This window comes from Pseudomonas sp. KBN10P06128 (assembly GCF_037574945.1).
GTDB classification, from domain to species: domain Bacteria; phylum Pseudomonadota; class Gammaproteobacteria; order Pseudomonadales; family Pseudomonadaceae; genus Pseudomonas; species Pseudomonas aeruginosa.
The window spans coordinates 1,844,653-1,857,451 of the sequence record NZ_JBBELR010000001.1; the positions used below are offsets into that span (position 1 = coordinate 1,844,653).

Here is a 12,799-nt window from a genome sequence, read left to right on the forward strand (position 1 = left end):
CCTGGTGGTGGTTGTTAGTCTTCCCGTTGTCGGGCATATGCCTCGTCGGCCTGCCAGGCTCGGGAGTCGATCAGGGCCGCAAGGTGGCGCACGTCAACGAACAAAGGCGCCTTGCGGCTGGGGTCCAAGGTGGTCAACGGGAGGGCTATCCGCTTGGCCTTGATGGCCAGGCTGAAGCTGTCTTCGTTGAGGTTCCTGAAGTACCTGGTGCGCAGTTGCTCCAGCGGGATCAGCACGTCGCCGAAGGTGCGGTAGAGGAGTTCCACCGTCTCCGGGCGCGGAGCCGGAGTTAGGCGAAGCTCGGGTTGGTTGTCATGCGGAGTGCTCATACGGCAGCCCGTAGAGCAGCGGAGTGGCGAGCCCTGGCGCGGGCCGCGCCGGTGTACAGCGGCTGGTCGAAGATGAGTTCGGTTGATCGCTGATAGCGCGCATCTGTTGAGAGATTGCAGAGTGCAAGGTATGCGTCGCTGTCGATGATTCCGGCCGTCATCGCGAATAGAGTTGCGCCGCGTGCCTGATGATCTGCGGCTTCAATATCGCTGGGCCGATCCGACGTCCGGGCTGTTGTTGCCAGCTTAAGCACCATTGCTGCCAGCCGCGTCGCCTGAGCGTCGGTGATAGTTGATTGGTTCATGCCTTGCCTCCTTTGGGATGGTTCCAGGCGATCTCTACGTGGGTTCGTACAAGTTCCCGAAGGTGTTCCGGCACCCGCTCCAGGGCCGCCCTGCGTTCCTCGACGGTTCGCAGGGCTACGATCTGGCGGGCGTACTCGCGGGGCCGGGGTTCGTCAGCCAACCTCGCGGCGGTCCGGGACCGCCGGCGGGCAGACGCGTGGGATGCCGAGCTTGTCGGCCAGCCATGCCACTCCGGCCGGGCGCACCTTCGTCGAGTGGCTGTACTGCATGCCGAGTTCGGGGTGGTGCCAGGACGTTTCCTTTGCGCGCAGGTAGAGGCGGTCGCGGACCGGTACGGCTGGAAGGTTGCTGCTGTCGAGCAGGCCGGCCGCCTTCATGCGCTTGATCAGCTCGGGACGGCTTAGGCCGAGGCGCTGCGCGGCCTGGTGCAGGGACAAGTCTTTCATCGCTGCACCTCAAGCGGCCGCCCGCCAGCGGCGGGTAGGTTTGAACTCGGCTGTCTCGATCAGGCCGTTCGCGATCCCTTCCAGCCACTGCGCCACGGTGGTGGCGTTGTTCCTGCTGCGGGAAGGCAGGGTAAGGCTGTGATGCTGATCGCCCATGCGGAGATCGATGCGAACACTGGTGTCGGTGCGTTCGGTGGTGATCGAGCCGTAGATGACAGCCTGGGCTTTCGCGTCTTCGAGTGTCAGGTGGAACTTGCCGGTCAGGTTGAGCTGGGCTTGCAGTCGGATGAACGATTGCTGCCGGAGACGATAGCCACTCATGCCAAATCCCCTCCTTTTAACGCGGTCGGACGGGTGTAGACCCAGGGGCGGCCTTGCGTCGAAAGCCGGGTGCGACGGTAATTCAGCGCCGACAGGCACTTCCCGACTGCTGATTGATTGGCTCTGTCGTCAACTAGGCCAAGCTCCTCTATCAGTTGTTGACCAGTGAATGCTTGGGGCCAGCCGTGCGCCTCCAAATGGCTATGGATACGCTGCTGGAGTCCAGTGTTATCGCGAGAAACGCGAAGTGGGAGCTTCGATAGTTCGCTGCTGTTCAGCCACGTGCTGGGAGCAAGTTCGGTGATTAGATCAACTCCGGTGGAGCGTTGGGCGGCTTCACTGGCCCGGCCGGCGGCGATTTGGCGGGTCATGCCCATATGTCGAGCTGTGCGGAAGAGGGTGTTGAATACCTTTCCAGCGCTAACCAGCGCGTCGGGGTCGATGTTGCTGGCTACCGACGCGGCAGTGCCTCTTTGGTCTTGCTCAATTGGGGACGGGCTATAGGCGCCGTGTTGGCGAATAGCAGGGAGCACTTCGTGGGTCACCCAGCGCTTGAAACGCTTGGCTTCGGGCTTGCGGCTGCCCAGGACGAGGGTATACAGGCCCGGTTCGTTGACGACGTTGGCTTTGTTGTTACCGCGAGAGATGCCCTCAATTGAAATGAGGGCTTGTTCGTCGGCGTCGAGCCGGCTCAGGGCCATAGTAGTGTTGGGGAGGTTCAGTGCTGCGCACACGTCGCTGGCAACGAACCACGGCTCGCCGCTGATCATCACGACGCGCACTTCGGTACCTTCGAAGGCGTATTGGAGGGGGAGAGTCATGCCGCGTCACCTCCAAAAGGGGAGGTGGCGGTTACGACATGGCGGCGGCCCGAGGTGCGGCTGGCTACAAGCTGGGCTTTGCCGTTGAAGATGACGACAAGGCAGCCAGTGTCGGCCTGGAGGCGCTGGATCTGCTGGGGGGAGGAGGTACAGGCCGGGTGGACGTGTACCGTGGCGGAACGTTGCATGGTGTTACCTCGTCTCTGTGGTGGTGAGTCGAGGCAACTCTAACTAAGGTTTTAAGTGCGGTCAACAACTAAGGTTTTAGTTTTTGGGGTGATTGCATCTCGGAATAGGTGGAGCGTTTAGCGGTCGAATGGTGGACCACCAGAAGACCCGGCCCAGCACCTTCATTTGTCTTTCCAAGTATTGATCAAACGTATAGCTCTCGCTTGGGTACTCTTCGTCGTTGTAGCTGACCAGTCTGAGGCCGCCGCCGTCGAGGCGCTCCAGAAACTTCACCCTCAGCTCACCGTCTTGTTCGATTGCATACAGGTGGCCGGGGAGAATCCGTGTCATTCCGCAGTCAATTCCTATTGTCGCTCCGCTCAGAATAAGAGGTTCCTGACTCTTGCCTGTGACGGTGGCGCACAGGGCGTTTGACGGGGAGACGCCGCACGCACGTAGCGTTGCGTAGGAGAAGCGTAATACTCGCCCGGGCTCCGCCTGGACGGCGGTTCTGCCATGCCCAGCAGAAATCTCCACTTGCTTATATAGGGGAAGCTCAACCTCATCATCATCCAAGGGGGTGTCGCTATCCCAGGGGGAAATGGGGTCAAGGGTGACTCTGGCTGCTCTATCTACATCTCTGTTTGCTCTGTGCAGATGAGTAACGGTGGCGGGCATCTCGCCGTTCTCCAGCCAGGCCACCGAAATTCCCATTCCCCGTGCAATGGCCCCGGTCTTTCTGCTCTCGCGCGTTTGGCCTTCCAGAATCTTGAAGATAGTGGTTTGGGAGCAGCCCGCCGCCTTGGCGACTGCTGGTTGGCTCATACCTAGCTGCTCCATCGCATAGCGGAGTCGTTCGGCTAGGGTGGGAAGTAAGTCTCTCGGTACGTATTTCATCAGCCCATTCTAAGACCAAGGTTATAGATTTTGTTTTAACTTTGGGTGTTGACCATCCTATTCCGAAGGTTGTAGCCTTTGCGCATGTTCTCCACCACAGAGCAAGACACTATGACTGCAACGAAATCCGACGCTACCCAATGCCGCGAGGCGCTGGAGGCGGTCCTCACCTTGTGTAAGGGCAATCAATCCGAACTTGCACGCCGTTGCGGCGTAAAGCAGCCACACGTTTGGAAGTGGCTGAAGGCTGGGCGCGTTCCGGCTGAGCGAGTGCCGGCAGTCGTCAGTGCTGTTGATGGAGCCGTCGAGGCATGGGAGTTGCGCCCGGATCTGCCTCAGTTGTTCCCGCGGCCTGACTCGAAGATTCGAGCCGCGGCTTAAGGGCTGGGGCTCATAGAGGGGGGGGCGGCAAGGCCGATCAGGTTGGACGCACTGCATGTCCAAGCCTGACCGGCCCTGCCATCCCGAGCCAAGGCACGGATGCCTTGGGGTTGCCAGCCGCTCCACCACAGAGCGGCTGGCGTTGACAGCCGGGGGATCAGGGATACCAATCCCCGGCTATCGTGGCAGGCGGCTTTTCCACCACAGAGCGGCCGCCTACCGGGGCCCAAGGCACGGATGCCTTGGGGTTGCCTGCCGCTCCACCACAGAGCGACTGGCTGCAATGGCCAGGTGATCAGGGATGCCGATCACCTGGCCAAGGCGGCAGATGGCTTTTCCACCACAGAGCGGCCATCTGCCTTTGTGACCACCATGCAATGTGACCACGGCGCTTACTGTAACAAGGTTGGTGGCGTCGTGGCACTGGCAGTAAACAGGAATAATTGCCATGTCCCGACCTTCGTTCGCGGATCAGTTCGACCGTATGGGCCGCGAGGTACTCCCCCTGGGCGAAGCGCTCAACCTCGTCGCCCGCAATCAACGCATGTGCCACGGTGGCATCACTGGCTTCGCTCACTCCACCGGCCGCAGCGTCTCCACCACCTCCCACAAGTTCGACCCCAGCCACACCAGCCATATCCTCAACATCTACGACGTGCTCGACTTCCTGCGGTACGTGTCGGCCGAGGGGCGGGCGGTCGTGCTCGACGCGCTGCATGCCGAGCTGGGCGACAGCTTGTGGTTCTTCGTTTCGCCGCTTCAGTTCGAGGATGTGCCGGCCAGCCTGATTGCCGGCGCCGGCGAGATCTTGCACACGTCGGCCAACGCGGCAACCACCATCGCGCGCCATATCGAGGACGGCCGCATTGACGCGGCCGAGCTGGCCGAAACCCAAAAACTGGCGATGAGCATCATCCGCGCGGCGGTTGGCCTCTACGAGCGGGCCCGCTACGTCCACCAGACCACCAAGGGCGCCGAACGCGGGGAGGTGGCCAATGGCTGATATCGCGGATCACGCCAATGACTTGGTGCTGGAGCGCATGGAGGCGGCATTGGCTGCCCGAGCGCTGGTAACGGTTGGCGAATCGGCCCATGAGTGCGAGTGCTGCGGCGAGCCGATCCCGCCGCGCCGTCGCGAAGCTGTGCCGGGGTGCCAAACCTGCATCGAATGCCAATCGTTCAACGAGCGGAGGGGGCGTCGGTGAGTAACGAAGCCTTGGACGAAGTGCTGAATCAGCTTCGAGACCATGGAATTGAACCCTTCACCAAGCGGAGCCCGGACTGGGTGTTTGGGAAGTTGGTGCGCTGCAAGGTCGAGGGCGACCGGAACGGGGAGGCAACTGGCTGGTACGTCCTGCACGAATACACCACTGCCAGCGGCAAGACCCTCTATTTCGGGCGCTTCGGCAACTGGCGGCAGGATCTCAACGAGAAATTCAAGCTCAAGGGTGTTCGCCTGACTGCCGAGGAGCGCGAGCTGATGCACGCGCGGCAGGAAGAGGCCAAGCGCAAGGCGGCGGCGAAGGCCGCCTATGCCGCGCAGCGTGCCGCCCAGGGCGCAGCGCGGCTGTGGGAGCGGCTATCGGAGAAGGGCAAGGCGCCGTATCTCGACCGCAAGCAAATCGTAGGGATCGGCGGTCGCTACGGCTACGGCGGGCGTTTCATGGTTCCCATGCGGACGCTCAAAGGGCTGGTGGGACTGCAAATCATCTACCCCGAAAAGCAGCCCGATACCGGCCGGGACAAGGCGTATTGGCCCTACGGCATGCAGAAGGAAGGCGCGTTCTGCCTGATCGGTCCGCGCCCCGAACCGGGCGAGCCGGTGTTGATCGCTGAGGGCTACGCAACCGGCGTCAGCCTGTATATGGCGACGGGCTGCGCGGTGGCTATCGCCTTCGATGCCGGCAACCTGCTGCCGGTCGGCAAGGCGATGCAGACCGAGTACCCGTCGCGGCCGCTGATCTTTTGCGGCGATGACGACTGGAAGACCACCCGCCCGGACGGATCGCCTTGGAATCCGGGCGCTCAGGCTGCGGAGAACGCCGCCACGATCCTTGGCGGCCAGTTCGTACTCCCTCGCTTTGGCAGCGAGCGGGAGGAGGGCTGGACTGACTTCAACGACCTGCACTGTGCCGAGGGGCTGGAAGTGGTACGCGCCCAGGTCATGGCGGTGGTCCGGCCACCGGCTGAGGGGGGCTGGCGTGACTGCCTTCTGCGGATCAAGGGCGGCGGCCTGGCAGCGCACATGGTGAACATCAGCCTCATCCTTCAGAACGACGAACGATGGCAAGGCGTGCTCGGCTATGACGAGTTCAGCGCCAAGACCATGAAGCTGCGGACGCCGCCCTATGGCGGTGGTACGGGGGAGTGGACAGATCTGGACGACATGCTGGCGTGCGAGTGGTTGGCCCAGCAATACGGGCTGCTGACGAAGGTGCCGCCCGTGCTTGAGGCGGTGTCGGTGGTGGCCAGCAAGAACAGCTTTCACCCGGTGCGGGCGTACCTTGAGGGCCTGGAGTGGGACGGTACGCCGCGGATCGAGCATTGGCTGAACAGGGCCTTGGGCGTGGAGGAGACCCCGTACTCGATGAAGGCCGGCAAGCGCTGGCTGATCGGCGCTGTTGCGCGTGTTATGCGCCCAGGCTGCAAAATGGATACGGTGCTGATCCTCGAAGGGTTGCAGGGCGAAGGCAAGTCGACCGCCATGTCGGTGCTGGGCGGCGAGTGGTTCATGGATACCCCGTTCGTGCTCGGTGACAAAGAGACGTTCCAGATGTTGCGCGGCAAGTGGATCAGCGAGTTGGGCGAGTTGGATGCGTTCAACAAGGCCGACAGCACGAAGGCAAAGCAGTTCTTTTCGGCCTCGGTCGATACCTTCCGCGAGAGCTACGGCCGCAGAACCCGCGATGTGCCACGACAGTGTGTTTTCGTGGGTACGACCAACCAGGACGAGTACCTGAAAGACACCACCGGCAACCGTCGATACTGGCCGGTCCTCTGCACGAAGGTGGATCTGGACCTGCTGCGCGAGATCCGGGACCAGCTATGGGCAGAAGCGCTGTTCTGCTACCGCGCCGGGGATCAGTGGTGGGTCTCGCGTGAAGAGCGCGCGCTGTTCGAGGAGGAGCAGGACAAGCGCTACACGGTCGATGCCTGGGAACACAAGCTGATCGGTTGGCTGGAGGGGTACGTCGGCGAGACCGTTACCAGTGCTGACCTGCTGGGGGACGCGCTCAACCTCGACTTCGGGCATTGGGGCAAGCCGGAGCAGATGCGAGTTGGCCATATCATGCACCGTCTGGGCTGGCGGCGCAGACGCCTGCCCGCATCCGGCAAGTCGCCGGTGCGGCCGTGGGGCTATGAGCGGCCGCCGTCGTGGAAGGGGCGGCCAACGCAGAAGGAGGCCGCATTTTGATCAAGCCGATTGACGAGATGCTACGGACCTGGGCCGCCGAGTTGCACCCACCGAACGGCGTAGGTTCAGCCGGCAACGCTAGCGGCGGGAGCAATGTGATTGCTATGCTGATGGCGACCAGGGGAAACCTGACTCGCTCCACAGCGGGGGCTCGCTGTCCCCTGGATCGCACGGCGGACATTGAGCTGATCGTGAACAAGCACCTTCCGCCGCCCATCGAGCGGGTGGTGCGGTTGCATTACACGGATTACGACATGTCGGACCCGATGAAATGGGCAGCATGCGGATGTGGCAAACGCCAGTATTACCGCAGGCTCGACCTGGCCCACGCGGCCATCGCTGAAATCCTGCTGCGGCGGGCGGCCTGACTTGGCCTGGCGCTGTCCCACCGTCCTACTCTGTCCCGCTTCGTTTTTCGAGGCGGGACAGCGCAAAGCCCCGTCGCTGCTGGGGCTGTCCCACTGTCCCACCTTTCACACACCCGCCCGCACATAGGCGCGCATCGCGCGCACGCGCGCAGCGTGCGCTCTTATTATTCTCTTATATGCGTAAAAAGTAGTGGGACAAGTGGGACAGTAGGACAACGCCATATAAAACAATGGGTTATCTGTCCCACCTGCTGACCCACCTACTGACCAGTAGGACAGCGCCAGAGGCGCTTGATAACCGTAGGCAGATATTCACCGAGTATTCGCCAGGGATTGCCAAGGCGTTCATGGGATATTCGCAGGGTGGCAATGAAACGGGGTTGTTGCCATGACACTTTGGGGGTAAAAAGTAGGCACTCTCGTAGAGGTGCGCCACTGAGGCACACGCTCCACATCATCGGAACCCGGCCATCGCGCCGGGTTTTTTATTGGCTCGATTTCGGCGCCTCTGGCCTCCCTGGCGGGGTGTCGGGTCCAGGGACGGGCCGCCTACTCAGACCGAGGTGAACATGGCGACAGAGAACGACGTTCAGCAGACGCTGAGCGATATCCCGACCTGGCTGTTCGTGCTGGTGTCGATGGCCGGCCTGTCCGGGGAGCTGTGGCGCGCCGAGGCGGCAGGACTGACGGTCAGCGATCTGCTGAAACGTGTCCTGCTGCGCTCGGGGGCCTCGGTGGTGTTCGGCCTGGCCTCGGTGTTGCTCGCCACGGCGAGCGGTGCGGGGCTGCCGGTTGCCGCCGCGCTCGGTAGCGTGGTCGCGTGCCTCGGCGCCGATGTGACCTCGGGGTTCTACACGCGCTGGCTTGCCCGGCGCGCCGGGATGCCGCCGGCCGGCGATGAGCAGCGGGGCGGGCCGGCCAGCCCCCCCTGAAATCCCGATTTTTTGGGTCCTTCCCCGGTCCCCGGCCCTATACGGGTACGCGGACTCGCGTTTTCCCTCTAGCTGTGATTTCTACAGGAATGTCCGTCTTTTCAAGGGGTTAGCATGGGTCGCAGAGTGACGAAAGCCGACCTGGCCGAGATCGTCGGGCGCGACGAACGCACCTTGAGCCGGTGGCAGCGTGAGGGAATGCCGGTGGTGTCGGTCGGGCTCGGTCGCGGGAACGAGAACGAGTACGACACCGAAGAGGTGATCGGCTGGCTGGTGCAGGTCGCCTCCCTCAACGGCAAGAAAGAATCGGTACGGGACCGCCTGGACAGGCTGCGCGCCGACCGCGAGGAGATCGCCCTGGCCCGCGATGTGGGCGAGGTGGCGTTGGTGGCCGATATGGCGACCGCATACGAAGCGATGATCACTGCGGCCAAGGTCGAGTTGCTCAACACCTACCCCGACGCGCTGGCAGCGTCGCTATCGGCCCGCTATGGCATTGAGATCGACGAAAGCCTGATTCGCGAACCGATGGAAGAGACCCTAAGGAAACTGGCCGAGTATGAACCGGATGACGCCCCGTCAGACGGGGATACTGACTACGCGCTCCCTGAAGAGGGCTTTGAAGAAGACGGCGATTAACGCCGTTCGCCGTATGGCCCGCAAGTGGTCTCCGCCGCCGCGGATGAGCATTGCCGAGTGGGCGCGGAAGTACCGTTGGCTGTCTCCCGAAGAGGCGGCGAAGCCTGGTCCCTATCGGTTCGAGGTGACCCCCCATCTGGTGTGGCCGGGTGGTCCTCTGGAGGCCCTGGACGATCCGAATGTGACCGAGGTAGTCGGGCGCAAGTCGGCCCAGGTCGCATGGACCTCCGGCGTGCTGGGTAACGCCCTCGGCAAATGGATCGATCTGGACCCCTCGCCGATCCTGATCCTGTTTCCGAAGGCCGAAGCTGCGAAGCAGTATGTGGCCGAGAAACTGGAGCCGATGGTGGAGGCCACGCCTCGGCTGCGCAAGAAGATCGATCTTCGAAGCCGCAAGCTCCAACAGCGGCAAGATTTCAAGCGCTTCCCCGGTGGCTTCCTGAAGCTGGTCGGCTCCAACAGCCCCTCCAGCGTGAAGTCAACGCCGGTACCCCGTGTCGGCGTCGAGGAGCCCGACGACTGCAACCTGAACCTGAGGGGGCAGGGCGATAGCATCAAGCTGGCCAAGGAGCGGCTGAAGACCTACCGACGATCCAAAGTGATCATCGGCGGCACGCCGACGCTAAAGGGGCTGTCGGCCATCGATGCCGAGTACGAGCTGTCGGATAAGCGCATTGCCATGGTTCCATGCCACGACTGCGGCCAGGAACACGAACTGAGCTTCGATCACCTGCACTGCCCGGAGGATCCGACGCAGTATCACGAAGTGTACGGGCACAAGCGCCCCGAGCTGGCCTACTACGCCTGTCCGCACTGCGGGTCGGTGTGGGACGACGCGCAGAAGAACGCGAACCTACAGCATGGCCGCTGGGTGGCGACGGCTGAGTTCCGCGGTATAGCCGGCTACGACATGAACGAGCTGATCGCGACGTTCTACGGCTCACGCTTCGCGGTGCTGATGGAGAAGTGGCTACAGGCCGAGCATGCCGCCGCCCAGGGCAACATCGGCCCCATGATCGCGTTCGTGAACAGCTCGAAGGGTGAGAGCTACGAGTTCAAGAGCAATGCGCCTGGGATCGAGGAGCTGGTGAAGCGCGCCGAGGCTTACGGCGAATGGACGGCACCGGCTGGCGTGCTGCTGGCTACCGCAGGGGTGGACGTACAAGGCGACCGCCTGGCGGTGATTGTCGTCGGTTGGGGGCGTGGGGAGGAGTCCTGGCGCCTGTTCTGGAACGAGCTGCGCGGCAATCCGGCCGACCCCAGCGATGGGGTCTGGTCTGAACTGGATGCGCTGCTGGCAAAGCCGCTCCCGATGGAGGGCGGCGGCGAGCTGGCTATATCGGCGGTGAGCATCGACAGCTCTGACGGGAACACCAACCACGCCGTCTACGCATACGTCCGGGACCGCCAGCGCTTCAACATCATGGCGATCAAGGGGGCCTCCCGCGATAGCCTGGAGAAAGAGATTTTCTCCCGGCCGTCTGCCTCAGTGGATACCGCCCGCGACAACACCAAGGCCGCGAAGTACGGCCTGCGGGTGTACATCGTCGGCACGCACAAGGCCAAGACCCTGCTCGACTCCCGCGTGCGCCTGGTGGGTGCTGGGGCGGGGCGGATGCACTGGTACAGCGATATCCGCCAGGACTACTTCGAGCAGTTCACAAACGAGGTGTTGGCGCCGCACCCGCGGATTCCCACAAAGATGATTTGGCAGAAGAAAGCCGGTCGGCGTAACGAGGCGCTGGATTGCGAGGTGTATGCCCTGCATGCCGCGCGCAGCCTGAAAACCCACCTTCTGCGGGATGACGAATGGGATGCCCTGGAGCGCCAGGTGCGGCAACCCACATTGTTCAGTGGCGACCAGCCCGTGGCACCAATGCCCAAGCGGGCGGTGCCGCGCGGTCGCGGTACACGCAGCCGGGTCGGCTGACTGAGGGAAATCATGACCACAGCGAAACAGCGCCTGGAGGAAGTCCGGGCGGCGATATCTGACGTCCTGTCAAAGGGGCAGCGCCTGAAGCGTGGCGAGCGCGAGGTCTACAAAGCCGAGCTGGCGTCTCTGCGAATGCTTGAACAACAGTACGCCGCAGCCGCCGCTCAGGAAGAGGCCGCCCAGCACGGGCGGGGTCGTAACCGCGTTTACTACCTGAAGATTTGACCATGGGCTTTTTCCGACGCTCACCCGAGCAACAACTGATGCGCGAAGCCCTCCGTCTGGCCAAGGCGGCGGCCCGTCCCTCGGCGCCGATGGCGCAGGGGGGCGGCGGTGGCACGGAAACGCGCTGGCGGGGAGCTTCACGCATGCTCCGCAGTATGGCCAGTTGGATCCCTGGCCTGGGCAGTCCTCGTCGAGACCTGAACCGCGGCGAGCGCAATATGCTGATCGCCCGTTCTCGGGATGCCCTGCGTAACCACCTGATCGCGCGGGCTGTCGTGATGCGCCTGCGCACGAACGTGGTCGGTACGGGGCTGGTCTGTCGGGCGCAGGTCGACCACCAGGCGCTCGGGATCTCCGGTGAAGAAGCGGAGCGGCTGAATGCGCAACTGGACTGGATCTGGAACCACTACGCCGACAGCCCAGCCGAGTGCGATGCCGAGGCGACGTTGAACCACTACCAGCTCCAGGCGCTGACCCTGGTGTCGTCGCTGGTCGGCGGCGATGTGCTGGTGGCAACGCCCTTCGAGGAGCGGCCCGGCTGCATCTTCGGCACGCGCCTGCAATTGATCGAGGCCGAGCGCGTTTGCAATCCGGGGTACGGCCTGGATAGCGCAGGGCTGGTCGATGGCATCGAGTCCAACGGACTCGGCGCGCCGGTTGCCTATCACGTCTGCTCGGGCTACCCGAACGACCTGCCGACTGCCGGGCCGCTAACCTGGCAGCGTCTACCGGCATTCGGTGCGCAGACCGGACGGCGCCGGGTGTTGCACGTCATGTCGGACAAGGAACGGCCCGGCCAGAAGCGCGGTGCGCCGTATCTGGCGCCGGTGCTGGAGCCGTTGCAGAAGCTGGAGCGCTACAGCAGCGCCGAGCTTATGGCGGCGGTGATCTCGGCAATGTTCACCGTGTTCATCAAGAAGGGCTCCGACTACAACAACGCCGGCGGCCTGCCGATGACGGGCCTGGTGAACGGTGGTGGTAGTGCCTCCACCGACGACGAAGCACCGGCCCTGGAGCTGGGCGAGGGGGCGGTGGTTGACCTGGGCGAGGGCGAAGAGCCTGTTGTCGCCAACCCCGCCCGGCCGAATGCGCAGTTCGATCCGTTCTTTATGGCGGTCGTCAAGGAGATAGGCGCCGCCCTGGAGATCCCCGCGGACGAGGTGCTTTTGCACTACAGCACCAGCTACAGCGCCGCGCGGGCCGCCATGCTGCAAGCCTGGCGATTCTACAGTCTGCGCCGCTGGTGGCTGACCTGCGACTTCTGCCAACCGAGCCGGGAGCTGGTGATTGACGAAGCGGTGGCGCGCGGCCTGATCGACCTGCCCGGCTATCACGATCCGATCAAGCGGCGTGCGTACTGCCAGGCGCTATGGATTGGGCCGGCGCGTGGCGCCATCGACGAGCTGAAGGAGGCGAACGCCGCCGGTAAGCGCATCGAGTACGGCCTGTCGAACGAGACCCTGGAGACTGCGGCGATGACTGGCGAGCCCTGGCAGCAGGTGTTCAACCAGCGCTTGCGGGAGATCGAGCAGCGCCGCGCCAACAACCTGTACACGCTGCCGAAGGGCCGCGAAACCGAGGCGCCGCCGGTGCCCGGTCCCCACGACGAGGAATAACC

16 protein-coding genes are annotated in these 12,799 nt (G+C 63.4%); 10 read left to right on the forward strand and 6 right to left on the reverse strand.

Annotated elements, in window-relative coordinates; all coding sequences use genetic code 11:
* Window positions 1-14 precede the first annotated feature (14 nt).
* The 6 genes from VQ065_RS08620 to VQ065_RS08645 form a co-directional block, all read right to left on the reverse strand.
* Complete coding sequence (locus VQ065_RS08620; RefSeq protein ID WP_023107149.1) at window positions 15-329, reverse strand: pyocin activator PrtN family protein; 315 nt, start codon at window positions 327-329, stop codon at window positions 15-17.
* Entirely contained in the window at window positions 326-634 is a 309-nt protein-coding gene (locus VQ065_RS08625) for a hypothetical protein (protein ID WP_031631574.1), read from the reverse strand. Before VQ065_RS08625 ends, VQ065_RS08620 begins: the two co-directional genes overlap by 4 nt.
* A 153-nt stretch (window positions 635-787) precedes the next feature.
* On the reverse strand, window positions 788-1,081 hold the full coding sequence (locus tag VQ065_RS08630; protein ID WP_023115509.1) for a phage antirepressor KilAC domain-containing protein: 294 nt from the start codon (window positions 1,079-1,081) through the stop codon (window positions 788-790).
* Window positions 1,082-1,090: 9 nt separating this feature from the next.
* Complete coding sequence (locus VQ065_RS08635) at window positions 1,091-1,402, reverse strand: hypothetical protein (RefSeq protein WP_033949270.1); 312 nt, start codon at window positions 1,400-1,402, stop codon at window positions 1,091-1,093.
* Complete coding sequence (locus VQ065_RS08640) at window positions 1,399-2,223, reverse strand: BRO-N domain-containing protein (protein WP_044261405.1); 825 nt, start codon at window positions 2,221-2,223, stop codon at window positions 1,399-1,401. The genes VQ065_RS08635 and VQ065_RS08640 overlap by 4 nt, the downstream gene beginning before the upstream one ends.
* 264 nt (window positions 2,224-2,487) lie before the next feature.
* Window positions 2,488-3,288 carry an XRE family transcriptional regulator gene (locus VQ065_RS08645; RefSeq protein WP_033949268.1) on the reverse strand — a complete coding sequence of 267 codons (801 nt, stop codon included), beginning with the start codon at window positions 3,286-3,288 and terminating at the stop codon, window positions 2,488-2,490.
* Window positions 3,289-3,399: 111 nt separating this feature from the next.
* Here VQ065_RS08645 and VQ065_RS08650 point away from each other — a divergent pair, with 111 nt between their 5' ends.
* From VQ065_RS08650 to VQ065_RS08695, 10 genes are all read left to right on the forward strand, one after another.
* Window positions 3,400-3,669, forward strand: a complete 270-nt coding sequence (locus VQ065_RS08650; RefSeq protein WP_071537920.1) for a transcriptional regulator — start codon at window positions 3,400-3,402, stop codon at window positions 3,667-3,669.
* Between the two features lie 448 nt (window positions 3,670-4,117).
* Complete coding sequence (locus VQ065_RS08655) at window positions 4,118-4,672, forward strand: phage regulatory CII family protein (RefSeq protein ID WP_019726483.1); 555 nt, start codon at window positions 4,118-4,120, stop codon at window positions 4,670-4,672.
* Window positions 4,665-4,874: a TraR/DksA C4-type zinc finger protein gene (locus VQ065_RS08660; protein WP_034002897.1), complete on the forward strand. Its 210-nt coding sequence runs from the start codon at window positions 4,665-4,667 to the stop codon at window positions 4,872-4,874. Before VQ065_RS08655 ends, VQ065_RS08660 begins: the two co-directional genes overlap by 8 nt.
* Complete coding sequence (locus VQ065_RS08665) at window positions 4,838-7,084, forward strand: VapE domain-containing protein (protein WP_050158037.1); 2,247 nt, start codon at window positions 4,838-4,840, stop codon at window positions 7,082-7,084. Before VQ065_RS08660 ends, VQ065_RS08665 begins: the two co-directional genes overlap by 37 nt.
* Window positions 7,081-7,452 carry a PA0613 family protein gene (locus tag VQ065_RS08670; RefSeq protein ID WP_015649058.1) on the forward strand — a complete coding sequence of 124 codons (372 nt, stop codon included), beginning with the start codon at window positions 7,081-7,083 and terminating at the stop codon, window positions 7,450-7,452. The genes VQ065_RS08665 and VQ065_RS08670 overlap by 4 nt, the downstream gene beginning before the upstream one ends.
* A 569-nt stretch (window positions 7,453-8,021) precedes the next feature.
* A complete protein-coding gene (locus tag VQ065_RS08675) occupies window positions 8,022-8,384 on the forward strand; it encodes a phage holin family protein (protein WP_014603903.1) in 363 nt (120 codons plus the stop codon).
* Window positions 8,385-8,498: 114 nt separating this feature from the next.
* Window positions 8,499-9,023: a terminase small subunit gene (locus VQ065_RS08680; RefSeq protein WP_031691628.1), complete on the forward strand. Its 525-nt coding sequence runs from the start codon at window positions 8,499-8,501 to the stop codon at window positions 9,021-9,023.
* Window positions 9,004-10,953 (forward strand): phage terminase large subunit family protein, encoded by a 1,950-nt coding sequence (locus tag VQ065_RS08685; RefSeq protein ID WP_311060810.1) that lies wholly within the window; start codon window positions 9,004-9,006, stop codon window positions 10,951-10,953. Before VQ065_RS08680 ends, VQ065_RS08685 begins: the two co-directional genes overlap by 20 nt.
* Window positions 10,954-10,965: 12 nt before the next feature.
* Window positions 10,966-11,181 carry a hypothetical protein gene (locus VQ065_RS08690; RefSeq protein ID WP_014603900.1) on the forward strand — a complete coding sequence of 72 codons (216 nt, stop codon included), beginning with the start codon at window positions 10,966-10,968 and terminating at the stop codon, window positions 11,179-11,181.
* A gap of 2 nt (window positions 11,182-11,183) precedes the next feature.
* Entirely contained in the window at window positions 11,184-12,797 is a 1,614-nt protein-coding gene (locus tag VQ065_RS08695) for a phage portal protein (RefSeq protein ID WP_031691626.1), read from the forward strand.
* The last annotated feature ends 2 nt before the right edge of the window (window positions 12,798-12,799 follow it).

What these genes read in the sequence shown, in the direction of transcription:
- VQ065_RS08680 (WP_031691628.1), top strand. Translation starts at nt 8,499, where the DNA reads ATGGGTCGCAGAGTGACGAAAGCCGACCTGGCCGAGATCGTCGGGCGC.
- VQ065_RS08625 (WP_031631574.1), bottom strand. Translation starts at nt 634, where the DNA reads ATGAACCAATCAACTATCACCGACGCTCAGGCGACGCGGCTGGCAGCA.
- VQ065_RS08620 (WP_023107149.1), bottom strand. Translation starts at nt 329, where the DNA reads ATGAGCACTCCGCATGACAACCAACCCGAGCTTCGCCTAACTCCGGCT.
- VQ065_RS08650 (WP_071537920.1), top strand. Translation starts at nt 3,400, where the DNA reads ATGACTGCAACGAAATCCGACGCTACCCAATGCCGCGAGGCGCTGGAG.
- VQ065_RS08660 (WP_034002897.1), top strand. Translation starts at nt 4,665, where the DNA reads ATGGCTGATATCGCGGATCACGCCAATGACTTGGTGCTGGAGCGCATG.
- VQ065_RS08690 (WP_014603900.1), top strand. Translation starts at nt 10,966, where the DNA reads ATGACCACAGCGAAACAGCGCCTGGAGGAAGTCCGGGCGGCGATATCT.
- VQ065_RS08695 (WP_031691626.1), top strand. Translation starts at nt 11,184, where the DNA reads ATGGGCTTTTTCCGACGCTCACCCGAGCAACAACTGATGCGCGAAGCC.
- VQ065_RS08675 (WP_014603903.1), top strand. Translation starts at nt 8,022, where the DNA reads ATGGCGACAGAGAACGACGTTCAGCAGACGCTGAGCGATATCCCGACC.
- VQ065_RS08640 (WP_044261405.1), bottom strand. Translation starts at nt 2,223, where the DNA reads ATGACTCTCCCCCTCCAATACGCCTTCGAAGGTACCGAAGTGCGCGTC.
- VQ065_RS08645 (WP_033949268.1), bottom strand. Translation starts at nt 3,288, where the DNA reads ATGAAATACGTACCGAGAGACTTACTTCCCACCCTAGCCGAACGACTC.
- VQ065_RS08655 (WP_019726483.1), top strand. Translation starts at nt 4,118, where the DNA reads ATGTCCCGACCTTCGTTCGCGGATCAGTTCGACCGTATGGGCCGCGAG.
- VQ065_RS08665 (WP_050158037.1), top strand. Translation starts at nt 4,838, where the DNA reads ATGCCAATCGTTCAACGAGCGGAGGGGGCGTCGGTGAGTAACGAAGCC.
- VQ065_RS08630 (WP_023115509.1), bottom strand. Translation starts at nt 1,081, where the DNA reads ATGAAAGACTTGTCCCTGCACCAGGCCGCGCAGCGCCTCGGCCTAAGC.
- VQ065_RS08635 (WP_033949270.1), bottom strand. Translation starts at nt 1,402, where the DNA reads ATGAGTGGCTATCGTCTCCGGCAGCAATCGTTCATCCGACTGCAAGCC.